At 59.1% G+C, this 22,706-nt stretch carries 24 protein-coding genes; 11 read left to right on the forward strand and 13 right to left on the reverse strand.

Annotated features, from left to right (window positions below):
* Window positions 1-14: 14 nt before the first annotated feature.
* The 10 genes from TRL7639_RS17835 (at window position 15) to TRL7639_RS17880 (ending at window position 9,872) form a co-directional block, all read left to right on the forward strand.
* A complete protein-coding gene (locus TRL7639_RS17835; protein WP_085797219.1) occupies window positions 15-521 on the forward strand; it encodes a flagellar basal body-associated FliL family protein in 507 nt (168 codons plus the stop codon).
* A 9-nt stretch (window positions 522-530) separates the two neighbouring features.
* Window positions 531-977 (forward strand): hypothetical protein, encoded by a 447-nt coding sequence (locus TRL7639_RS17840; protein ID WP_085797220.1) that lies wholly within the window; start codon window positions 531-533, stop codon window positions 975-977.
* Window positions 974-1,558 carry a MotE family protein gene (locus tag TRL7639_RS17845; protein WP_085797221.1) on the forward strand — a complete coding sequence of 195 codons (585 nt, stop codon included), beginning with the start codon at window positions 974-976 and terminating at the stop codon, window positions 1,556-1,558. Before TRL7639_RS17840 ends, TRL7639_RS17845 begins: the two co-directional genes overlap by 4 nt.
* 57 nt (window positions 1,559-1,615) lie before the next feature.
* Window positions 1,616-2,485 carry a flagellar motor stator protein MotA gene (motA, locus tag TRL7639_RS17850; protein WP_085797222.1) on the forward strand — a complete coding sequence of 290 codons (870 nt, stop codon included), beginning with the start codon at window positions 1,616-1,618 and terminating at the stop codon, window positions 2,483-2,485.
* Window positions 2,482-4,674, forward strand: coding sequence for a hypothetical protein (locus TRL7639_RS17855; RefSeq protein WP_085797223.1), 2,193 nt, complete (start codon window positions 2,482-2,484; stop codon window positions 4,672-4,674). The genes motA and TRL7639_RS17855 overlap by 4 nt, the downstream gene beginning before the upstream one ends.
* A 95-nt stretch (window positions 4,675-4,769) precedes the next feature.
* On the forward strand, window positions 4,770-5,516 hold the full coding sequence (locus TRL7639_RS17860; RefSeq protein WP_085797224.1) for a transglycosylase SLT domain-containing protein: 747 nt from the start codon (window positions 4,770-4,772) through the stop codon (window positions 5,514-5,516).
* Window position 5,517: 1 nt separating this feature from the next.
* Window positions 5,518-7,608 carry a flagellar biosynthesis protein FlhA gene (gene flhA / locus TRL7639_RS17865; RefSeq protein ID WP_085797225.1) on the forward strand — a complete coding sequence of 697 codons (2,091 nt, stop codon included), beginning with the start codon at window positions 5,518-5,520 and terminating at the stop codon, window positions 7,606-7,608.
* A 4-nt stretch (window positions 7,609-7,612) separates the two neighbouring features.
* Window positions 7,613-8,377, forward strand: a complete 765-nt coding sequence (locus TRL7639_RS17870) for a flagellar biosynthetic protein FliR (protein ID WP_085797226.1) — start codon at window positions 7,613-7,615, stop codon at window positions 8,375-8,377.
* Window positions 8,374-9,459 (forward strand): flagellar type III secretion system protein FlhB, encoded by a 1,086-nt coding sequence (gene flhB / locus TRL7639_RS17875; protein ID WP_085797227.1) that lies wholly within the window; start codon window positions 8,374-8,376, stop codon window positions 9,457-9,459. Before TRL7639_RS17870 ends, flhB begins: the two co-directional genes overlap by 4 nt.
* On the forward strand, window positions 9,459-9,872 hold the full coding sequence (locus TRL7639_RS17880; protein WP_085797228.1) for a hypothetical protein: 414 nt from the start codon (window positions 9,459-9,461) through the stop codon (window positions 9,870-9,872). The genes flhB and TRL7639_RS17880 overlap by 1 nt, the downstream gene beginning before the upstream one ends.
* A gap of 53 nt (window positions 9,873-9,925) precedes the next feature.
* Here TRL7639_RS17880 and TRL7639_RS17885 read toward each other — a convergent pair whose 3' ends face one another.
* Genes TRL7639_RS17885 through TRL7639_RS17925 form a run of 9 tightly spaced genes read right to left on the reverse strand, consistent with a single transcriptional unit; the run spans window position 9,926 to window position 14,510 of the window.
* On the reverse strand, window positions 9,926-10,441 hold the full coding sequence (locus TRL7639_RS17885; protein ID WP_085797229.1) for a flagellar basal body-associated protein FliL: 516 nt from the start codon (window positions 10,439-10,441) through the stop codon (window positions 9,926-9,928).
* Window positions 10,442-10,453: 12 nt separating this feature from the next.
* Window positions 10,454-11,188 (reverse strand): flagellar basal body L-ring protein FlgH, encoded by a 735-nt coding sequence (gene flgH, locus TRL7639_RS17890; protein ID WP_085797230.1) that lies wholly within the window; start codon window positions 11,186-11,188, stop codon window positions 10,454-10,456.
* Entirely contained in the window at window positions 11,188-11,604 is a 417-nt protein-coding gene (gene flgA / locus TRL7639_RS17895) for a flagellar basal body P-ring formation chaperone FlgA (RefSeq protein WP_085797231.1), read from the reverse strand. Before flgA ends, flgH begins: the two co-directional genes overlap by 1 nt.
* Entirely contained in the window at window positions 11,604-12,389 is a 786-nt protein-coding gene (flgG, locus tag TRL7639_RS17900) for a flagellar basal-body rod protein FlgG (RefSeq protein WP_085797232.1), read from the reverse strand. The genes flgA and flgG overlap by 1 nt, the downstream gene beginning before the upstream one ends.
* 21 nt (window positions 12,390-12,410) lie before the next feature.
* The gene (locus tag TRL7639_RS17905; RefSeq protein WP_085797233.1) at window positions 12,411-13,124 is read right to left on the reverse strand and encodes a flagellar hook-basal body complex protein; all 714 of its coding nucleotides are present in this window, start codon (window positions 13,122-13,124) and stop codon (window positions 12,411-12,413) included.
* Window positions 13,124-13,396 carry a flagellar biosynthetic protein FliQ gene (locus tag TRL7639_RS17910; protein WP_085797234.1) on the reverse strand — a complete coding sequence of 91 codons (273 nt, stop codon included), beginning with the start codon at window positions 13,394-13,396 and terminating at the stop codon, window positions 13,124-13,126. The genes TRL7639_RS17905 and TRL7639_RS17910 overlap by 1 nt, the downstream gene beginning before the upstream one ends.
* Window position 13,397: 1 nt before the next feature.
* Window positions 13,398-13,688: a flagellar hook-basal body complex protein FliE gene (gene fliE, locus TRL7639_RS17915; protein WP_085797235.1), complete on the reverse strand. Its 291-nt coding sequence runs from the start codon at window positions 13,686-13,688 to the stop codon at window positions 13,398-13,400.
* A gap of 27 nt (window positions 13,689-13,715) precedes the next feature.
* A complete protein-coding gene (flgC, locus tag TRL7639_RS17920; protein ID WP_085797236.1) occupies window positions 13,716-14,108 on the reverse strand; it encodes a flagellar basal body rod protein FlgC in 393 nt (130 codons plus the stop codon).
* A 12-nt stretch (window positions 14,109-14,120) separates the two neighbouring features.
* Window positions 14,121-14,510: a FlgB family protein gene (locus TRL7639_RS17925; RefSeq protein WP_085797286.1), complete on the reverse strand. Its 390-nt coding sequence runs from the start codon at window positions 14,508-14,510 to the stop codon at window positions 14,121-14,123.
* A gap of 86 nt (window positions 14,511-14,596) precedes the next feature.
* On the opposite strand from TRL7639_RS17925, the gene TRL7639_RS17930 reads away from it, so the two are divergent.
* Window positions 14,597-15,937, forward strand: a complete 1,341-nt coding sequence (locus tag TRL7639_RS17930; RefSeq protein WP_085797237.1) for a FliI/YscN family ATPase — start codon at window positions 14,597-14,599, stop codon at window positions 15,935-15,937.
* On the opposite strand, the gene TRL7639_RS17935 is transcribed toward TRL7639_RS17930, so the two are convergent.
* From TRL7639_RS17935 to TRL7639_RS17950, 4 genes are all read right to left on the reverse strand, one after another.
* The gene (locus TRL7639_RS17935) at window positions 15,938-16,852 is read right to left on the reverse strand and encodes a Hint domain-containing protein (RefSeq protein WP_085797238.1); all 915 of its coding nucleotides are present in this window, start codon (window positions 16,850-16,852) and stop codon (window positions 15,938-15,940) included.
* Window positions 16,853-17,051: 199 nt separating this feature from the next.
* Window positions 17,052-21,584 carry a glutamate synthase large subunit gene (gene gltB / locus TRL7639_RS17940; RefSeq protein WP_085797239.1) on the reverse strand — a complete coding sequence of 1,511 codons (4,533 nt, stop codon included), beginning with the start codon at window positions 21,582-21,584 and terminating at the stop codon, window positions 17,052-17,054.
* The gene (locus tag TRL7639_RS17945; RefSeq protein ID WP_085797240.1) at window positions 21,581-22,018 is read right to left on the reverse strand and encodes a GFA family protein; all 438 of its coding nucleotides are present in this window, start codon (window positions 22,016-22,018) and stop codon (window positions 21,581-21,583) included. Before TRL7639_RS17945 ends, gltB begins: the two co-directional genes overlap by 4 nt.
* A 12-nt stretch (window positions 22,019-22,030) precedes the next feature.
* Window positions 22,031-22,705, reverse strand: a complete 675-nt coding sequence (locus TRL7639_RS17950) for a hypothetical protein (protein ID WP_085797241.1) — start codon at window positions 22,703-22,705, stop codon at window positions 22,031-22,033.
* Between the last annotated feature and the right edge of the window lies 1 nt (window position 22,706).

The raw sequence follows: 22,706 nt of genomic DNA on the forward strand, positions 1-22,706 counted from the left end.
GAAGAGGGTACGGCATGTCCGATGTGACGGCAGATGAACTGGAACCAGAGAAAAAAGGCGGCAAACTCCCGCTGATTATTGGGCTCGTTCTGGGGCTGGTTGGAGCGGGCGCGGGATTCTATGCGACCACCTCGGGGTTGATTCCCATCGGTTCGAAATCCGAAGAGCATGCGGAGAAAGCGCAGGCAGATGACACTGGTGAACACCCTGCTGCTTTGCCGGATATCGAGTATGTGGATCTGACACCAATCATGATCACGCTCAGCGGTGGAGAGACGATCCATCAGCTTCGGTTTCATGCCCAGCTTGAGGTCGAATCGAAATACCACGCGGATGTCGAAAAGATACGTCCTCGGGTTCTGGATGTACTCAACGGCTACCTCCGAGCTCTGGAACTGTCGGATCTTCGCGATCCTCTCGCCCTGACCCGGCTGCGCGGCCAGATGCTGCGCCGCATTGGCATAGTTGCTGGCAAAGGTCGCGTGCGCGACCTGCTGGTGATCGAATTTGTACTGAACTAGGAGAATAAATTGGAACTCGTGGCAGATATTCTTCTTGTCGCCGGCGCTTTGGGTGCAGGCCTATACTGTTTTGTTCTGGCCCGGCGCCTGAACCGGTTCAACGATCTGGAAAAGGGGGTGGGTGGCGCCGTCGCGGTTTTGTCCGCGCAGGTGGATGATCTAAACAAAACCCTGCAATCAGCGCGTGCCGCCTCGGACAGCTCGAACGAAGCTTTGAGCGATCTGACAACCAAGGCCGAGGCGGCAGCACAGCGGCTCGAATTATTGATGGCCTCGATGCATGACGTACCGATCAACGACATTCCAGAACCGGATGTGTCCCTAGCACGGACAGCACAAAACCCCGACGAAATCACCAAGCCGGGCACCACTGAGGCAGAGTGCAAAACCGAAGCACCAGCACCTGGGCTGATGTTCATGCGCCGTGACCGCAGCGCAGCGAAGGCAAACACATGAGCAAGCCGGCAACAGCACGCAACGGTGCTCTGACTGTTATTGCCGTCCTCATGCTCGGCTCGGCAGTGCTTCGGGTGGGGTTCGAGGCTGGACCAGCCATTGCCCGAGAAATCAATTCTGAAACACCCGAGGTGCCCAAAGACGGGATGGCGCCCAAGGTAAGCGAAACAGCTGTCGAGTACCAAAAACTATTGGCGGCCCTTCAAGAACGCGAGCAGGAACTTTCCCGCCGCGAATCGCAGATCGAAGAGCGATCCAAGGCCCTGGCCGTTGCAGATCAGGCCATCGAACAGAAACTCGCAGCCTTGACCGAAGCCGAAGAGACGCTGCGTGAGACCATCGCCTTAGCCGATGTCGCGGCCGAAGACGACCTGACACGGCTCACAAATGTCTATGAGCAGATGAAGCCCAAGGAATCGGCCGCCCTGTTCGAAGAGATGGACCCTGACTTTGCCGCCGGTTTCCTGGCCCGCATGCGGCCCGAAGCCGCTGCCGGAATCATGGCCGGTCTCAGCCCGACAGCAGCCTACACCATCAGCGTGGTTCTGGCTGGACGCAACGCCAACGTTCCAGGCGACTGACCCTCATGACCGCCTGTTTGATCCTTTCAACCCAACAGCTGAATTCGGAGTACTGACATGATCGGAATCATCGGGATTGTATGCATCTTCGCGATGGTTTTTGGCGGCTACCTGGCCGCTGGCGGTAAAATGGCCATCATTTTGAAATCTCTGCCGTTTGAGATGATGATGATTGGCGGCGCAGCCGTTGGCGCCTTTTTGATCAGCAACGACATGGGTGGCGTCAAACACACAGCCAAAGACATGGCCAAGGTGTTCAAGGGGGCCAAATGGAAACCCGACGACTATCGCGATCTGCTGTGTCTGCTGTTTGCCCTGATCCGCATCGCGCGTCAAAACCCGGTTGAGGTCGAACAGCACATCGAAGATCCCGAAAATTCCAGCCTGTTTTCCAAATACCCCAAGATTCAGGCGGATAAAGAGGCGGTTGATCTGATCTGCGACACCATGCGCTCGGCTTCGATGAACTATGACGACCCACACCAGGTCGAAGAGGTACTGGAAAAACGCATGGACGCAAACCTGCATCACGCGCTGCATTCCAGCCACGCCTTGCAAACCGTCGCCGACGGCCTGCCCGCCTTGGGGATTGTTGCGGCGGTTCTGGGTGTGATCAAAACAATGGGTTCGATCGACCAGCCGCCCGAGGTTCTGGGCAAGCTGATCGGCGGCGCTCTGGTCGGGACATTCCTGGGCGTTTTCCTGGCCTATGGCCTGGTCGGTCCCTTTGCCTCCAAAGTCAAAGCCGTGGTTGAAGAGGATGCACATTTCTATCAACTGATCCGCGAGGTTTTGGTCGCCAACCTGCACAATCATGCCGCCGCCATCTGTATCGAGGTTGGACGTCAGAACACACCCTCGCACATCCGGCCCAAATTCGCAGATCTGGAAGAGGCGCTAAAAGCCATCAAACAGGACGCCGCATGACCCGGCTAATTCTGTTCCTCGTCCTTTCGACCCTCAGTGCAACATCGGCCCTCGCCGAGCGTCTGATCGTGCGATCGGGTGAGCATCCGAATTTCACGCGGTTGGTCATGAAACTACCGCAAGGCATTGAATGGTCGCTCAGAACCGGAACCAGCGAAGCGGAACTCAGCATGGAACTGCCGGATGTTGAGTTTGATACAACAGGCGTATTCGCACGCATTCCGCGCGCCCGTCTAACAGCCCTTAAACAAGAGACCACCGGTGGCCCGCTGCGCCTATCCTTTGGATGCTTTTGCGAAGCCAAAGCTTTTGTTGAGGCTGGAAACTACCTTGTTGTGGATATCCGGAAATCGACAGCATCCAGACCTATTGCCTTGAAGTTGCCAATCGTTTTGCCAGCCACTGCCCAAACAGCAGATCCGGAAGACTCACCTGAAATCGAAATCAGCGACGCACCCCCCCTGTCTCTGCCTCTCGACCCGCCATCGCCCAGATCGCAAAACGACTTATCCCATCTTCTGCCCAATCAACGACAGACAGAGTTTCGCCTGCTGACGCAGATCACGCGCGCGGTCGATCAAGATGTTCTCGATATTGCACCAAATGTTGTCGCTATTGATATCGAGGGTACAGAACATCTGGAAAACCCTGATGTCCCAGATGCGGTAAGTTTCAACGAAAACATTCGCATTGCTACCGTAATCGACAGGGACCTCTATGGTCTGTCTGATCACATGTCGAACGGCACAACCAAACGAACCTGCTCGGCGATCGATGATCTGGAGTTGTCCCAGTGGGGCGAACCCGGTGGCTTTGGCGATCACATTGGCGATCTACGAAATCGTGTGGTGACCGAAGCAGGAGACATCGATCCAGATGTGGTTGTGGAATTGGTCAAACAATACATATACTTCGGCTTCGGCACCGAAGCATTGAACACCCTGTCGTTACATCCAAACCCTTCACAGATCACGTGGGAACTGCCAATTCTGGCTGGGCTCTTGGACAACGGGTCTACGCCCGCGGCATTTGAACTCACAGGCTTGCAGCATTGCGACGGCCCGATCTCTCTGTGGTCAGTCTTGGCACAGGACAACCTAGCCCAGGACGCAAACACACAGGCCATTACCAACGCTTTTGCCAAATTGCCTGAGCATCTGCAGTTTCAACTTGGTCCCAAACTGGGAATGATCCTGACGCGTGCCGGCGACAAGGTTTCAACGCGTGCGGTGTTGCGTATTCTGAACCGCAGCCGACCCAGCCCCCAGCCTGAAGTGTCTCTGGTTGAAGCCGAAGTCGCCCGCCTGGAAGGTGATCACGAAGAATACCAAGAAAAGCTTGAAACCGTGGTCGAGGACACAAGCGATTCCGAACAAGCGCCGCGCGCCTTGATCGCCTTGCTCGAAGACCGCTGGGAGTTGCGCCAAGGGTTCTCCGAGGCCAACACGGAACTGCTGGCCGCGCACGCGCATGAGTTCCGCAAATCCGAACTCGGCACCGATCTGCAACGCGCTTATGTGCTGGCGTTGGGGCTGAACGGGCAATTCGACGAGGGGTTTTCGGAATTGGGTGAATTGGGGACAGATCAACGCCCCGCTTCGCTCAACCGTATCCTCACACTATTGGCAGAACGCGCCGATGATGTCTCCTTTCTAAAACTTGCGCTGGAACACAGCGATCAGCGCCCGGGCATTCTGGCACGTGAAACCGTCGATTTGCTGGCCGAGCGTCTGATCGACCTGGGATTCTACAAGCAAGCAATGGACCTTTTGGATGACCCGCTCAAAGGCCGTGTGGCCAAGAACCGCAAGTTCCTTTTGGCGCGCGCGGCATTGGGTATGAACCTGCCACACCGGGCTCAGTTGGAGCTGTTGGGAACAAAGGGGCCCGAGGCCGCAAGACTGCGAGCAAAGGCGCTTGAACAGAAGGGCGAGTTGACCGCGGCAGCCGAACAATTGGTCGAATCAGGTCAATTGGACGACGCTGCTCGTGCCCTTTGGTTGACCGAAAATTGGGAACAGATGCCAGAGGTAGACAGCGCCTATACCCGCGCGGCCGAGCTCTCGATCAATCTCCAGCCCCCTGAAACCATCGAGATCCCAAGCCGTCTGTCTGAGGCGCGAAATCTGATCTCGGAAAGCGAAAACGCACGGGCCGCGATCGGCGAACTGCTGGACGCCATCAATTGATCCATGAACGCCGAACGCAAACAATTGAGTTCGGCTAACCAATTATAAATACTCGGATCCTAGCCTCTGCTTGACGCATAATGTGGATAGGCAGAATGCCCCGACCCTTTCATTCCAGGCTCTGGAGCTGGCTCAGATCGGCCAGATCAAACCAAGGGCGACCTGCCCTTTTCCTGACCTTCATTTTGGTCAGTTTTACTCCATCACTGCCCCATGCCCTGACCCAGTTTCGAACCACGGGCAACCTATGCGATCGGGCGGCCCTAAGGGCCGCGCGCACCCACGCCGTCCCCGAGGATGTGATGCTTGCCATCACCCGGATTGAAACGGGGCGCACATCGAAAGGCGAAACATCACCCTGGCCCTGGACCGTCAACATGGAAGGAGCCGGTCATTGGTTCTCTACCGAAGACGACGCACGATCCTTTGTCTTTTCGCGGTTCAAGGACGGCGCGCGCAGCTTTGATGTGGGCTGTTTTCAGATCAACTACAAATGGCACAGCAGCGGCTTCAAATCCATTGACGAGATGTTCGACCCGGACCTGAACGCCGCCTATGCCGCCCGGTTCCTCAGAACATTGCACGATGAATTCGGCGACTGGTCCAAGGCCGCTGGCGCCTATCACTCGCGAACGCGCCAATACGCCGATATCTACATCGCCCGGTTCGACGCCACGCGCGCGGACCTGACCGCCCCCTCTCCATCGATCGACACCGGTCCTCTGCCGATTCTGGGCCGCACCTTACGCCAACCGCTGATCGGATCCGGGTCTGGTGGGCTGGGTTCTTTGGTTCCCACTGGCGCAGCGGCAAACTCTTCCTCTCTCATTGCTTTCAACTGACATGCCCAAAGTTCAGATAAACTCTCTCTTCAGCCCGACCGTCCTGTTGGCGATTGCGTTGATGACCATCATCATCATGATGATCCTGCCAGTGCCTGCCTGGGTTCTGGATGTTGGTCTTGCCGCTTCCTTTGGCCTGGCAATCCTGATCTTCACGATCACGCTTTTCATCGAACGCCCGCTGGATTTCTCGGCCTTTCCGACAATCCTGTTGGCGTCTCTGATGCTGCGATTGTCGCTGAATATCTCATCCACGAAACTCATCATCGGTCAGGGGCATACCGGTCCCAATGCAGCTGGTGACGTGATCGAAGGGTTTGCCCAGTTCATCATGGGTGGCAGCGTGTTCCTGGGTCTTGTGGTGTTCGGTGTTCTGCTGATCGTGAACTTCATGGTGATCACCAAGGGCGCTGCCCGCATGGCCGAAGTTGGCGCGCGCTTTGCCCTGGACGGGATGCCTGGCAAACAGCTGGCCATCGACAGCGACATGTCCGCGGGTGCCATTGACCATGCCCAGGCCAAGGAACGGCGGGAGCGGGAGCAACAAGAGACCACCTTTTTCGGCTCGCTCGATGGTGCGTCGAAATTTGTCAAAGGCGATGCGATTGCCGGTCTTCTGATAACGCTGTTGAACCTTGTCATGGGGCTTGTGATGGGTGTGGTGGTCCATCAGATGCCCATCTCCTCCGCCTTTGAAACATACGCCATTCTGACCGTCGGGGACGGGCTGGTCTCGCAAATCCCGGCCGTCATTATCTCGATCGCCTCGGCCCTGTTGCTGGCGCGCGGCGGAATGCAGGGCGCAACAGATCTGGCACTGCTGGATCAATTGGGGAAACACCCTGCTGCCCTGGCCACCGTGGCGGTTCTAATGGGCGTGTTTGCGCTTGTGCCTGGCCTGCCATTTCTGCCGTTCATTCTGGGCAGCGGCGCGTTGGGCGCAGCAGCATACTGGATGGTACAGCAGCAGCGGAAACAGGCGGAAGAAACGGAAGCCAGCAAGGCATTGCCAGACGAGCCCACGCAGAACCGCGGCCTGGGCGACATTCTGGATCTGGACGATGTTCATCTGGAATTTGCCCCTGATCTGGTTGGTATGGTTTTGGACCCCGGTACCGGATTGGACGCGCGCATCGCCAACATGCGCACCCATGTCGCGTCCGAGTTCGGGTTGATCCTGCCGGACATCCGCCTGACCGATCAGGCCGAATTGACTCCAGGCACCTACATCATTCGGGTCCAGGGTGTCGAACAGGTGCGCGGCGTGTTGCATCCCGATCTGGTGTTGGCGCTGGTGCCAGACAGCTTTGCCGCCCTGCCTGACGGCAAGGACGTGACCGAACCCGTCTATGGCGCCCCGGCGCGTTGGATCTCGCCAAAGGATCAGGATGGCGCCGCCATTTCCGGGGCCACCATCGTTTCACCGCCCGAGATTCTGGCCACCCATCTGCTCGAAGTGATCAAACAGAACTTTGCCCGTCTGCTGACCCTGAAATCCCTGCGCCGCCTACTGGATGAAATGAAGCGGCTCAGCGACCCGGCCCGGGCCGAAGCGAACCGCAAATTGCTGGACGAGCTGATCCCAGACAAGGTGCCGATGGACACGCTGCACAGTGTTCTACGTCTGTTGCTGGATGAGCGGGTATCGATCCGAAACATGCCCCTTATCCTGGAAACCATCGCCGAGGCCCGCCTGCTCACCACCCAGCCCGAAGCCATCTGCGAACATGTGCGGCACCGTTTGGGGTTCCAACTGGTGGCCGAAATGAAACGCCCAGACGGGTCTATCCCATTGGTGCAATTGGCCCCAGAATGGGAAGACGCATTTGTCACCTATCAAGTTGACGGCGGGGTCAGTGGCCTGGACATCGCGCTGCCACCCGATCTGTTCAATCGCCTGGCAGACGGCGTCTCGGAACAGGTTGGACAAACGGCTGAAAACGGCATTTACCCGGCGGTCGTCACCTCGACCCGGCGCAGGCGCTTCTTGCGTACCGTCATGCGCGCGCGCGGCATCTCAAACCCCGTTCTTTCATTCGAGGAAATCGGCCTCGAAGCGCGTCCAGCGCTGGTTGGGTTGGTGGCAGCCTAATTCCATGAGCGAGCCATTGGCCCAATATCTGAGCGATGAATTCTGGCACTTTTTCACCGTTCTTCTGCGCATCTCGGCCTTTGTTTCGGTGATGCCTGCTTTTGGTGAACGCACTGTGCCCGTTCGGGTAAAGATGGCCCTCGCCATCGCCTTTACCGCCATCGTAGCACCCGCTCTGGATCAACGGTTTTCGCCTATAGATTTTGCTCAATTTGCGCAGCTCGCGATAACCGAGATCATGGTCGGCCTGATCCTGGGTCTGATGATCCGGTTGTTTGTTCTGGGCCTGCAAACCGCCGGATCCATTGCGGCTCAGGCCACATCACTGTCGCAGATCCTGGGCGGCGCGGCGGTCGAGCCCGTCCCAGCGATGGGATTTTTGCTGGTCATGGCCGGGTTGACCCTGGCAGTGATGACCGGACTGCACGTGCGCGCAGCCGAATACGCGATCCTGAGCTACACGCTTTTTCCCGCAGGCTCATTGCCCAGTGCCCCCGACCTGACCCGCTGGGGCGTCGGTCAAGTCGCAACTGTCTTTGCCCTGGCGTTTTCTCTGGCTGCGCCCTTTGTCATTGCCTCGCTGATCTACAATCTGGCGATGGGGGCCATCAACCGCGCGATGCCACAGCTGATGGTCGCCTTTGTTGGCGCCCCGGTGATCACCTTTGGGGGGCTCTTCATTCTATTTGCCGCAACTCCGCTGCTGCTGACGATCTGGGTCGATGCGCTCAATGACTTCCTGATGAACCCTCTTGGCGGTCCCAGATGAGCGCCGGAGACGACGATACCGAAAAATCCTTTGAGCCAACGCCCCAGAAACTCCAGAAGGCGCGAGAAAAGGGTGAGGTCGCAAAATCCGCCGACTTGTCGGTCGTCGCAGCCTATGCCGGTCTGGTGCTGGTCTTTCTGGCCATCGGCCACACCTCGATCACCTCGCTTGGCACCACGCTCATGGTTTTCCTCGATCAGCCTGAGGAGCTGTCGAACCTTCTCGTCAAAGGCCCATCCGCAGGTCCGGCAGGTGGAATGATCGGATCCGTTGCTCTGGCCATCGCTCCGTGGTTTCTGGTTCCAATGGCGGCCATCATCCTATCCGTGATCGCCCAGCGCGCCTTTCTGGTGACCCCCAGCAAGCTCAAGCCCAAGCTTTCAAGAATCTCTCTAATATCAAACGCCAAGAACAAATTTGGACGCACGGGCCTGTTCGAATTTGCCAAAAGCTTCACCAAGCTCACGCTCTACTCGATCTGTTTGGGCGTGTTCCTGCACGCCAATATGAGCGACATCGTCTCAAGCACCGGCGTTGCTCCGCGTATCGTTGTGCCGATGATGATGGACCTGGTGTTTCAGTTCATGTTCATCGTGTTGGCTATCGCTCTGATGATCGGCTCGGTCGATTACATCTGGCAGTATTTCGAACACCTCCGCAAGAACCGCATGAGCCGTAAGGAAATCACCGACGAGACCAAGGATGCCGAAGGTGACCCGCACATGAAACAACAGCGCCGCCAAAAGGGTCAGCAGATCGCGATGAACCAAATGATGGCTGACGTGCCGACCGCCGATGTGGTGATCGTGAACCCAACGCACTTCGCGGTGGTGTTGAAATGGTCCCGTCTGCCCGGCGCCGCCCCCGTCTGTGTGGCCAAGGGGGTGGACGAAGTCGCCGCAACCATCCGCCAGATCGCCAATGAATCCGGCGTGCCCATCCAATCGGATCCCCCTACTGCGCGGGCCATCCACGCAACAGTCGAGATCGGCGAAGAAATTCTGGAAGAACACTACAAACCCGTGGCCGCCGCCATCCGATTTGCCGAGGCCATGCGCAAAAAAGCCAAAGCGGGGGTCTGATGAAACCGGAAAAGCTCGAACAAACCGTACAAGTGACCAAAGCGCTCTATTTGCGGGAACATGAGGCGATCAAAGAGATCCTGGCCCAAGAGGCCGAGATCCGCGCGCAATTGGCGCGGCTTGACGCTCAGGTCGCTCAGGCAGCGGCAAGGCCGCAGCAAACTCACTCGGTGCGCATGGTCGGGGCAGATATCCTGTGGCGGGGTTGGGAATCCAAGACACGTCGCCAAATACACACCCAATTGGCCCAGGTTCAGGCCCGCAAACTGGGTGCCATGGAACAGCTTCGCAGAGCGTTTGGACGCAAAGACGCGATGGAAAAATTGCAAAAAATGGAACAGGCAAACCTGATCCGACGCCGTCAGACCCGCCGCCAGGACAACTTGCTCGACAGCATCCTGACCAAGCCTTGAACAAGAAAAAAGCCACGCAATTGCGTGGCTTCTTCTCGCGCGTTGCGGCTCGATCAGGTGTCCTGGCGCGCAATATCCACGATCAACACATCCTTGACGATGTCGCCCAGTTCATTTCGGGCCACGTCATTCAAAGCCTTGCGCAGAGGTGCCAGATTGTCAGGTCGCGTGAACGCCCCATCGAAGCCACCCATATTGGCGTGATCGAACAGCACCTGCAGAAAAAGGTCGCGCAACTTGGGTTCTTTTGAATAAACCGCTTCCGTGCTGCCCTCGACCGCCTCCAGGCTCAACGACACCGTGGCCAAGGCCGAGATGTGATCCTTGGTCACGATGGGGATGACAAACTGCTTGGGAAATTTGACATACTCACTGCCCGAGGGTGTTTCTTCTTCGCTTTTTTCCGGCTTTGCCTTGGCCTCTTTCTTTTCTGCAGCGTCTTCGGAATATTCACTGTCCTTGGCCTCGGCCTTCTCTTCGGCCTTCTCTCCCGGCCCGAGGAACACCCCGGCTCCGGCTCCGGCTCCAAGCCCGACGATCAGGAACAGGACGGGTAACAGTTTCTTCACGTCGCGGCCTCCTTAGAATGGCAAAACAGTATCAAGGATCTGCTGACCATAGCGTGGCTGCTGCACATCCGTGATCTGTCCACGTCCGCCATAGCTCACCCGGGCCGAGGCGATCTTGTCATAGGTGATCTCATTCTGGCGCGAGATGTCTTCGGGCCGCACATAGCCGGTCACCAGCAGCTCGCGCAGTTCGAAATTCACCCGCAGCTCTTGGGTGCCGGAAATGGCCAAAACCCCGTTCGGCAGTACATCAACCACCGTCGCCGCAACCCGCAATGTCAGCTTTTCCTTGCGTTTGACCGAGCCCTTGCCGTCCGTCTTACTGGACGAGGTGACGCCAACTGCATTGGCCAAATTGGCCCCCTCGGGCAGCTTCTGATCAATCCGCTGCGGCAGACCAAAGAGGTTGGGAATACCCAGATCCTCGGACCCCGTGCGCGAGCGTTTGGTGTCGTTCGAAATCTCGGCCTTCTCGTCGATCTCGATGACCACAGTCATGATATCGCCCTTTTGCATCGCCCGCCGATCCCCCAACAAGGACGCGCGCCCCCCGCTCCAGAGCGAGGATTGATCCACACTGCGCTGCGGAACGGTGTTCAACGGCAGCCCCGGCCACAGCATGGCCACATGTTCAGGCGTCTGCGAGCTCTCGGTGAAACTTGGCGGTTTGCCCAAGTGATCCATGCGGCCGCAGGCCCCAAGGGCAATCAGACCAACAAGCAGGGAATTCTTCGTAACAAAATGCATCAGTGAACCTCGATAGAACCGTCAGGCCGAATGCGGCCGGTGACTGTAGAGCGTGATGACAGATTCATCACGCGAATGATTTCGCCGGTGGCACCCCGCCCCATCGCGCGCCCCTCGGTCATGATCGTCAGACCGCCATAGGTAAAAATCAGTGGCACCACATCGTTGCGATCGACAATGGCGGGCGGGCCGACGTCGGAAAACCGGATCGGTCGGCCCGGATACAGCGCCACGCGCGCCTCTTGCCCGACAACCTCGTCCGGATGGGACACGGCCCCCGGCACATCGGCCGATTTCGGCACCAGATCCTGCGCACCGATGATCTCTTTGGGCCGGATAGTGCGGGCCGGCACCAAAATCTCGGCCAAAGCAGGCGTCGCACACGCCAAGAATAGGGCGACAGACAAAATCCGCATCAACGCACCTGTGTGGTCGCGCTCATCATCTGATCGACCGCCGAGATGACCTTGGCATTCATTTCATAGCCGCGCTGCGCCTCGATCAGTTCGGTCACTTCGCGCACCGCATCGACCGAGCTATCTTCAAGATACCCCTGCCGCATCGTGCCCAACCCATCGACCCCCGGCTCGGCCACCACTGGTGCTCCGGACGCTTCAGTTTCCTTGAACATGTTGCTGCCGATCGCCTCGAGCCCCTTGGCATTGGCGAAACTGGCCAGCGTGAATTGCCCCAACAGCTGCCCTTCGGCGGCGTTGTCGAAATAGGCGAATACCTCGCCCGACGCGTTGATCGAGATACTGCGCGCATCGGTGGGAATGGTGATCTCGGGCGTCACGGAGTAGCCATCCGAGGTTACGATCAGCCCCTCGGCCGAGCGTTTCAGGCTACCGTCGCGCGTGTATGCCGACTGACCCGAAGGCAATGTCACCTCAAGATAGCCACGCCCCTCGATCGCCACGTCCAGGTCATTGCCCGTTTCCGACAATGCGCCCTGCGCCAAGTGGATCGACACAGCGGCAGGCCGCACACCCAAGCCCAGCTGCACGCCAGTTGGCAAAACGGTCCCGTCGGATGCGTTGACCGTCCCCGCGCGCGAGACCTGCTGATAATGCAGGTCCGCAAACTCAGCCCGGCGGGCGTTGTAGCCGGTGGTGTTCATGTTGGCGAGGTTGTTTGAAATCGTCTCGACCCGCAGCTGCTGAGCCGTCATCCCCGTTGCCGCAATTTTCAAGGCACGCATGATGTTCTCCTGTCTGAAAGGTTATCGCGACAACGCTTTGACCGCGTTGCGAATGCGCTGATCTTCGGTTTCCAAAAAGCTCTGGCCCAACTCATAGCCGCGCTGAATCTCGACCAGCCGCGCCACCTGGGCGATGGCATTGACGTTCGACCCCTCAAGGAACCCTTGCATCACCTTGGCGTCCTCGGTGGGCTCTGAGCCGTCGTCGGCCCGAAACAGCACCCCGCCTTCGCGAACCAGGCCCCTGGGGTTTGTCGGGCTGAACACCCCCACCTGCCCGAGCAGTTGGCCATCGCCGCTGATGGTTCCATCGGCGGCAATCTTGATCGTCTGCGCGTCGGGGGGGATAAAGATCGAGGTGCCGCTGACATCCATCACCCGATGGCCATCCATATTCACCAGATCCCCTTCAGCATTGGGGGTGAAACTGCCAGCGCGAGTCAAACGCTCGCCCTGGCCTGTCTCGACCTTGAAAAAACCATCGCCCTCGATGGCCACGTCAAACTTGCCGTTGGTCTGCGTCAGGGTGCCTTGCGCAAACGACGTGTTGCGCACCTGTGCCCGTGCCATCGACAGCGAAGGCTGGTTGGGGCCGTCCTTGATGAATTCGGAAAACACCAACCCCTCTTGCCGGTACCCGGTGGTGGCGGCATTGGCGATGTTGTTCGCGATGACCCGGATTTCGTTCATCAGCCCGGATTGGCGCGATAGCGTGGCGTAACCTGCTGTTTCCATTAGAGACCTCCGGCGATCAGCGGAATGATGGTTGCGGTGAAAAAGGACACCAATGTCTTGGTCATGAACCCCATCGAGATCCAGAACACGACGACAATGGCGGCCAGCTTGGGGACAAAGGTCAGGGTCATTTCCTGGATCGACGTCAGCGCCTGGAACAGGCCCACGGCCAGGCCGGTGATCAGCGCCACGGTCAGGATCGGAACCGAAACGATCACCGAAATCCACAACGCCTGTCGCACGACGTCAAAGAAAAGACCCTCACTCAGCATGTCAGACCGGCATTCTCAGGATTTCCTGATAGGCCTCGACCACCTTGTTTCGGACGGTCACGGCCGTCTCGACCGCCAGTTCAGTTTGCGCCAGCGCCTGCACCAGAGCATGCGGATCGGCCTGGCCAACCATCGCCGCCTGGGCGGTCTGTTCGCTGTGCTGCAACGTCGCAGCAAAATCGGCAAATGTCTGGCGCAAGCCCTGCGCCGCGCCCTGGTGGTTGGGGTCTGCCTGCGTCGCAGGCCGGGCCGAAGCATAGTTGCTGGCGGCGGAAAGTGAGCGGATATCCATTCTGGCTGTCCTTGTTTTGGGGAAGAGTTATTTGCGGAGAAGCTCCATCAGGGACGACGACATCTGCCGCACCTGTTCGAACATCTTGAGGTTGGCCTCGTAACTGCGCTGCGCTTCGCGCGCGTCGGCGATCTCGATCATCAGATCAACGTTCGAGCCCTTAAAATTGCCGGCCTCATTGGCCAGCGGATGCGCCGGATCATAGACCTCGTTCAGATCAGAACGATCCAGATTGACACGCCCGACCTTGACCATATCGACGCCCGCGTTTTCTGCCCGATTGACCTCGAACGGGACGACCTTGCGTCGATACCCTGGCGTATCCGCGTTCGAGATGTTTTCGGACACGTGACGCAGGCGCGTGGCCTGAGCCCGCAATGCGCTGGCGGTAACCGAAAGGGAATTGGAAAATTCACTCATGACAACACTCCTTTACGACCGGCCAAGCGTGCCACGCAGCACGGACATGGACGATCTGTAGATGGCGATCGCCCGATCGTGCTGGCGCTTGACCTCAACGGCCTTCAGCATCTCTTCTTCGATGGCGACATTGTTCTGATTGGGATCTTTGGGCAGGTCAGGATGGAACACCGCCCAATCGGGCGCACCCCGTTCCACACCATTCAAATGCCCCGCACGGCTGGCCTGCATTTCAATGCGCGCGCCGTTTTTCACATAGGCATTGGAAAAGGATTCGATGTCGCGGGCCTGGTATCCGGGCGTGTCGGCATTGGCCATGTTCTGCGACACGATGGCCTGTCGTTTACCCGCATGTGTTGCCATGGCGTACGCCATCTTAAAGACGTTCAAGTCAGAGAACATCGGGGCTTCTCCCTCGATCAATTTCAATCAAGGCTTAACCCCGATTCCTTTAGAAACCGTTTTCAGGAACAAAACGGAGAATCCTTATGTCCGCCCCAAACCCGGCCCACCTAAAAGCACAATTCCAAGCCCTCAGACTGTCGCGGCACGTCGGGCGCGTGATGGGGGTGCAGGGGGGCGTGATCCGGATTCAGGGTCTGGCAAACGTGGCCCGGATCGGCGACCGGCTGGAATTGAAACGCAACACCGGCTCGCCCCTGCATGGCGAGGTTTTGCAAGTCGACGCCGACGCCATCAACATGCTGCCCGACGCCGCGCCCGACGGCGTGGCCCTGGGCAATCGGGTGATCCTGCAACAGATGCCCGAGTTCGCGCCCAGCGCGTCCTGGATCGGCCGCGTGGTCGACCCCTTTGGCCGCCCGCTGGATGGTCGCCCCCTGTTACGCGGAGAGGGCAAGCGCGACCTGATGGCCTCGCCACCGCCTGCCGTCGAACGCAAACCTTTGGGTGCGCGCATGTCGACAGGGATGTCGGTGCTCAACACTGTTCTTCCCATCGTGCAGGGGCAACGGATCGGGCTTTTTGCAGGCTCTGGCGTGGGCAAATCCAGCCTGCTCGCACAGCTGGCCAAGTCGATGCAAGCCGACGCTGTGGTGGTTGCGCTCATCGGCGAACGGGGGCGCGAAGTGAATGAATTTGTTGAAAAAACACTTGGGGCCGAAGGGATGGACCGCGCGGTGGTGATCGCCGCCACATCGGACCAATCTGCCCTGGTGCGCCGCCGCTGCGCCTGGGCCGCGATGAGCGTGGCCGAAACCCTGCGGGATGAGGGGATGAATGTGCTGTTTCTGGCCGATTCGATCACCCGTTTCGCCGAAGCCCACCGCGAAATTTCGGTCTCACAGGGCGAGGCCCCTGCCCTGCGTGGCTACCCCCCGTCGGTGACGCCTCTGATCACTGGCCTGTGCGAACGCGCGGGTCCGGGCACGCACACACAGGGCGACATCACGGCCGTGTTCAGCGTTCTGGTGGCGGGCTCCGATATGGACGAACCGGTGGCTGACATCCTGCGCGGGGTGCTGGACGGTCATATCGTTTTGAACCGAGAGATTGCCGAACGCGGCCGCTATCCCGCCATCGACGTCAGCCGCTCGGTCTCGCGCAGCCTGCCCGACGCCGCCACGGCGGAAGAAAACGACGCGATCCACGATGTCCGCCGCCTGATCGGCGCCTATGAGCAATCCGAGGTGATGATCAAAGCCGGTCTATATGCCGAAGGCGCCGACCCCGTTTTGGATCAGGCCGTGCGGGTGTTTGATGAGCTGGATGGCTTTTTTGCGCGCCCCGAACCGGATACAGTACAGGCTAGTTTCGATCGTCTGAACTTGATCCTGCGGCGCGCGCACACGCCACCACCGATGCGCTGATCAAACCGCCATCATTCGGGCATCCCGGGCCCGCACCACCGGCAGAACGGTCTTCTTCTGCAGTGCCGTTACATTGTCCAACTCGGGGAACAGTGTCAGGATTTCCACCTGCGCCTCGCGATCTGATCTGGTTAGCGCATGACCGGGAAAATAGCTCTCGGATGCGACACCATTGGCAAACAGAACCTCATGCTCGGCCAACAGAAGGTGGACATAGTCGATCTGGTCGCGCTTCACCTGCTTGACCGTATCACCATTCACCAGAGACCGTGCCGCGACCAAAACCTCTTTGTGGCCAAAGAAATAGGACGCGCGCCAATCATCCACCACCATCCGATGCTGTGGCGACACCAGCAGCGGCCGCTTGGCCCCCAGCACACCTGCCTTGAACCGAATGGGCGCAAAATCGCCGTGCCCTTCCACGGTTGTCCGCCCAATCCACAGGATCGGCTGTGCGCCATTATCCCGGGTGGTGACCAAATCCCCAACCGCCAGATCATCAATCCGCTGCTCACCCTCGGGGGTCAGAATCTTGGTTCCCTGCGTGAAACAGATCGGCCCCAGATCATCCACATCAAGCGGCCCTTGGCTGTTCACAAAACTCGAGCTTTGAAACGTCCCGTTCTGCAGAACCTGCCCGTCAGTAGGCGTGAACACGCGGCTGCCATCAGCCAGATAGAACGTGATACCCGTGTAGGTAACCGGACCTTGCCCCGGCACATCGACCGTCACTGTATCACCCGGCCAGGACCGGGTGATATCGACCCCGTTGATCGCATCGCCATTGAACCGGTCCAGATCGTTGTCGTCGTTCTGATCCGTCAGGGTCAGCTGCTGAAACACCAAAGAACTGCCAAAAGCAGGCGGATTTGCAGGATCGATAAAAAAGAACTGATCAAGGTAATTCGTGGGCATACATCCCCCCAACTTCACTCGCTAATTGGGTTTGGCAATTGGCAGCAGCCAAACCCCGGCAGACCTCGACGATTTAAGTTCAAATTCTCCTCAATCAAAGGGGATTTCGATCACCCGCTTCCCCCAAATGAAAATCCCGCGGCCAAATGCTTGGCCACGGGAAACAATTCAAAAATAGCGCCAGGATTGTTTCGACAAACTACTCTGCCGGAACGGCCTGCTCCTCCGTGCTCAGGGGCGCGGGCAGATGCACCAGCATCTCTTTTGGGCAAACTTGCAAGAAATTCGCCTTTTCCACATCCCAATGCTGCAGGATATCCGCCGCTTTCCGGCTGCCGGTTTCGTTCAGATGACGTTCAACCAGGCCTTTCAACTGTGCTTCCCAATGATCCACGGTCACCGGGCAGGTCACCAGGGTTTCCATGTTCATCACCGTTTCGGCCTTGCCTTCGGGATCATACAGATACGCCATGCCACCGGTCATGCCCGCGCCAAAGTTCGCACCGATATCGCCCAGGATCACCGCGACGCCGCCGGTCATGTATTCACAACCACAGGCACCACAGCCCTCGATCACCACCTTGGCGCCCGAATTGCGAACCGCAAACCGCTCACCTGCGCGACCAGCCGCAAACAGATAGCCGTCGGTAGCACCGTACAGAACCGTATTGCCGATGATGGTGTTTTCGGATGCCTTCAGCGGGCTCACCTGCGGCGGACGCACCACAACGGTGCCCCCAGACAGACCCTTGGCGACATAGTCGTTGGCATCACCCGACACCTCCAGCTTCAGTCCCGGCGCGGCAAAAGCCCCCAACGACTGCCCGGCCGAGCCTTGCAGCTTCACCGTCAGGTGATCCTCTTGCAGCGTGTTGCGCATGCCAAAGTTGCGCACGATGTGGCTCGACGTCCGTGTCCCAACGGTCCGATCCGTGTTCTGGATCGCATAAGACAGCTGCATCTTTTCACCGTCCTGCAGGAACCGCGCCGCGTCGCGCACGATTTCCGCATCCAGCGTATCAGGCACCACATTGCGGTCCTTGTCGCGGTTGTAGACGATGTTGGCCGACCCATCGACAGTGATCAACAGCGGGTTCAGGTCCAGGTCATCCAGATGCGCCGAGCCACGGGAAACCTGCGCCAGCAGATCCGCACGCCCAATCACCTCTTCAATCGACCGCGCACCAAGGCTGGCCAAGACCTCGCGCACTTCCTGCGCATAGAAGGTGATCAGGTTCACAACCTTGTCGGCGTTACCGGTGAACTTGCCACGCAGGGCTTCGTCCTGCGTACAAACACCAACCGGGCAGGTGTTGCTCTGGCACTGACGCACCATGATGCAGCCCATCGCGATCAGAGCAGCTGTCCCAATGCCGTATTCCTCGGCCCCCAGCATCGCCGCAATCACGATGTCGCGGCCCGTGCGCAAACCACCATCGGTCCGCAGCGTGACCCGCTCGCGCAGGTTGTTCATCGCCAGAACCTGATGCGCCTCGGTCAGACCCATCTCCCACGGCAGACCCGCGTATTTGATCGAGGTCGCGGGCGATGCACCGGTGCCACCGTTGTGGCCCGAAATCAGGATCACGTCCGCTTTCGCCTTGGCCACACCGGCAGCAATCGTGCCCACGCCCGAGGACGCAACCAGCTTTACCGTCACCTTACAGCGCGGGTTGATCTGCTTCAGGTCATAGATCAGCTGCGCCAGATCCTCGATCGAATAAATGTCGTGGTGCGGCGGCGGCGAGATCAGGGTCACACCCTTGGTCGAATGGCGCAGACGCGCGATCAGGTCGGTGACCTTCATGCCTGGCAACTGGCCACCCTCACCGGGTTTCGCACCCTGGGCCACCTTGATCTCCAGCTCTTCACACTGGTTCAGATACTCGGCGGTCACACCAAAACGACCCGACGCCACCTGTTTGATCTTGGCCGACGGGTTGTCGCCATTGGGCTCGGGCACAAAGTGTGCGGGATCTTCGCCGCCTTCACCCGAGTCCGACTTCGCGCCAATCCGGTTCATCGCCACGTTCAGCGTCTTGTGCGCCTCAGGGCTCAGCGCCCCCAGCGACATGCCCGGCGTGACAAAGCGTTTCCGGATCGAGGTGATCGATTCGACCTCTTCCAGCGGGATCGCCTTGCCAAGCGGTTTGAAATCCATCAGGTCGCGCAGGTGGATCGGCGGATTGCTTTGCATCCTGGCCGAATACTGCTTCCACAACTCGAACGAGGCCTTGTTACACGCCATCTGCATCATGTGCATGCTGGTCGCTTCCCAGGCATGCGTTTCACCCGATTTGCGCGCCTTATAGAAACCACCGATGGGCAGAACGTTGGCAATTTCACCCCATCCCTTGGCGTGGACCTGTTCGGCCTTGGTCTGAATACCGGTCACACCGATGCCCGAAATCCGGCTAGTCATGCCGGGGAAGAACTCGGCGCACATGGCACGGCTCAGACCCACGGCCTCAAAGTTCAGGCCACCGCGATAGGACGAAATCACCGAAATCCCCATCTTGGCCATGATCTTGAGCAAGCCCTGATCGATGGCCTCGCGATAGCGCGCGATGTTCTCGGTCAACGACCCGTCCAGCAAACCACGCTCGATGCGGTCAGCGATGGAGTCTTCGGCCAGATAGGCGTTCACAACGGTCGCACCACAGCCGATCAAAACCGCAAAGTAATGCGGGTCGATGCATTCCGCCGCGCGCACGTTGAGCGAGCAGAACGTCCGCAATCCCTTGCGCGTCAGGTGGCTGTGCACGGCCGATGTCGCCAGGATCATCGGCATCGCCACCTTGTCGGCGTTTGAATGCTGATCGGTCAGCACAATGTGCCCCGCGCCCGAACGCACGGCCTCTTCGGCCTCGGCCCGGATTCGAACCAAGGCTGCGTTCAACGCGCCCTGACCGGGTTCAAAGGTACAGTCGATCTCAACCAGCGTCGCGTCAAACCCCGAGACCAGGTTCTCCCACTGGGCGTTGCCAATGAAGGGGCTTTCCAGCACCACGATCTCGGTCTGGCTGCTGTCCTCGTCCAGCACGTTCTTCAGGTTCCCGAACCGCGTCTTCAGCGACATCACACGGTATTCGCGCAAGCTGTCGATGGGCGGGTTCGTCACCTGGCTAAAGTTCTGGCGGAAGAAATGGCTCAGCGGGCGGTACATTTTCGACAGAACCGCAGACGGGGTGTCATCGCCCATCGAGGCCAGCGATTCCTTGCCGTCCTCAGCCATCGGCGCCAGGATCTGCTCCAGCTCTTCAATGCTGTAGCCAGCCGCAATCTGCCGCTTGCGCAGCTCTTCGCCGCTGAACATCGCGGTCTCGGTCACGCCCTGCAGCTTGTCCTCAAGATTGACGATCTTGCCAACCCATTCACCAAACGGACGGCTGCCCGCCAGCGCATCCTTGATTGCCGTGTCGTGGAACAGTTTGCCCTCGGCCATGTCCACAGCAATCATCTGCCCCGGACCCAGCGCGCCTTTTTCCACAACGTTTGCCTCATTGATCGGCACCATGCCCGCCTCGGAGCCCGCGATCAGCAGGCCATCACCGGTCACCACATAGCGCATCGGGCGCAGACCGTTGCGGTCCAGACCTGCGCAGACCCAGCGACCATCGGTCATCGCCAGCGCGGCCGGGCCGTCCCACGGCTCCATCACCGAGTTGCAATAGGAATACATGTCGATCCACGGCTGCGGCAGGTCCACCGCCTGTTTGGACCACGATTCCGGCACCAGCATCGTCTTGGCCATCGGGGCCGACCGGCCCGCACGCACCAGCACCTCGAACACGGAATCCAGCGCCGCCGAATCCGACGAGCCACCCTGCACGATCGGCTTGATGTCCTCGGCCATCTCGCCAAAGAACGACGACGCCATCCGGATCTCGTGGCTCTTCATCCAGTTTACATTGCCCTTGAGCGTGTTGATCTCGCCGTTGTGGGCCAACATGCGGAACGGCTGCGCCAGCCACCACTGCGGGAAGGTGTTGGTCGAATACCGCTGGTGGTACAGAGCAAAGGCAGATTCAAACCGCTCGTCCATCAGATCGGGGTAGAACACCGCAACCTGCTCGGCCAGCATCATGCCCTTGTAGATGATCGACCGGCACGACAGCGACGCGATGTACAGACCCGACACCCCCGCAGACGAAGCCGCCTTTTCGATCCGGCGACGGATCACATACAGCTCGCGTTCAAAGGTCTCTTCGTCCACGCCCTTGGAATTCGAGATCAGGATCTGCTCGATCTCGGGCCGGGTCGCGTTGGCCTTTTCGCCCAGACAGGTCACATCCACCGGCACATGACGCCAGCCATAGATGTAATACCCCATCTTCAACACTTCGGTCTCAACGATCGTCCGGCAGGTTTCCTGCGCGCCAAAGTCGGTGCGCGGCAGGAACACCTGACCCACCGCGATCAACTGATCGGGGCGCGGCTCGTGACCGGTGCGCTTGACCTGGTCATAGAAGAAGGGAACCGGGATCTGCACATGGATACCCGCACCGTCACCGGTCTTGCCATCGGCATCCACCGCACCCCGGTGCCAGATCGCTTTCAGCGCGTCGATCCCTGCCTCAACCACCTTGCGGCTTTTCTTGCCATCGACGGACACAACAAGGCCAACACCGCAGGACGAATGCTCTTCTTCCTCGGAATACAGGCCATTCTCGGCCATCCACTGACGCTTGGCCTCTTCGGCGCGCACCCAATCGGCATCATATTTGGTCATTGGTTGTCTCCTTCTTCCGATTGGGCATACATGGCCATCATCTCGGCCTCGGTGATCTGCTTGCGATCGCCTGCAAATGCATAACCCTCGGGTTTCTTGTCGATAAACAGTTCCAGGCTCAGCTTGTTGCCGCCTGCATTTTCAAAAAGTCCCGCCGCCATCTGGGTCTGGCCGTGCATCGGCCCCGGCGCGGTCATCCGGTACCACAGCGCCGATCCGCACTCCTCGCAGAACGCGCGTTCGGCCCAGTCGGACGATACATAGGTCTTGACCGGGCCCAGCGCGGCATAGCCCGGCTCGGCCTGAAAGGTCATCAAAGCCGAGCTGGTCCAGCGGCGGCACATGTCACAGTGACACGCACCAATCGCGTTCCTCGTAGGGGTCGCCGTGACGCTCACGGCGCCGCACATGCATTGGCCATTCAGTTCAGTCATCACGTTGTCCTTTTATCCGTCGCAGCCAAATTCAGACCGCGTTGCCAGAAAACCGGGCTCGCCCTCGAACCGGATCACACGCGGGGTGTGATCGGCAGTGAACGATGCACGGTCGCGCGCATGGCTTGTCAGGTCGCCCTCGACAAACAGACCCAGTGCCTCGGACACATAGATGTCCATGTCGAACCCCAACCAGCTGCTGTCGATCCCTTCGCGTTGCATTTCGCGGTGCAGGGTGCCTTTGCGAAACGCATGCCCGCTCAACTCGACCACCTCATCGCTCAGGGTATACGCCCCCTGGAACATGAACTCGCGGTTCTTCACCACGCGGGTTGAAAACAGCAGGATGCCATCTTCGGTGTCCTGACCATCCGCGATCAGATCGCCAAGGTTCAGCCACGCCCCCCGACCGGGATCACGTTCAAACCGGGTCTGCGCGTTGGCCTGATACAGAAAGCCCGCTAGCCCCCAATCACCGTCATAGAAATGCACGATGTCGGGACGACCATTGGCAAAGGTCAGCACTTGGCGATCCTGGCCGCACATCAACAGGGTCGAGGTGCGGCACTCGTTCTTGTGCACCGTCGCCAGCGGCGTGCAGCCCCCCGGCACCTCGGCCACGTCCTGTGCCCAGGCCATACAGCCAAACACGCTCAGGGTCAGAGCAGCGGTCCATTGTGCGATCATT

The organism is Falsiruegeria litorea R37 (assembly GCF_900172225.1).
In the GTDB taxonomy this organism is placed as follows: Bacteria; Pseudomonadota; Alphaproteobacteria; order Rhodobacterales; family Rhodobacteraceae; genus Falsiruegeria; species Falsiruegeria litorea.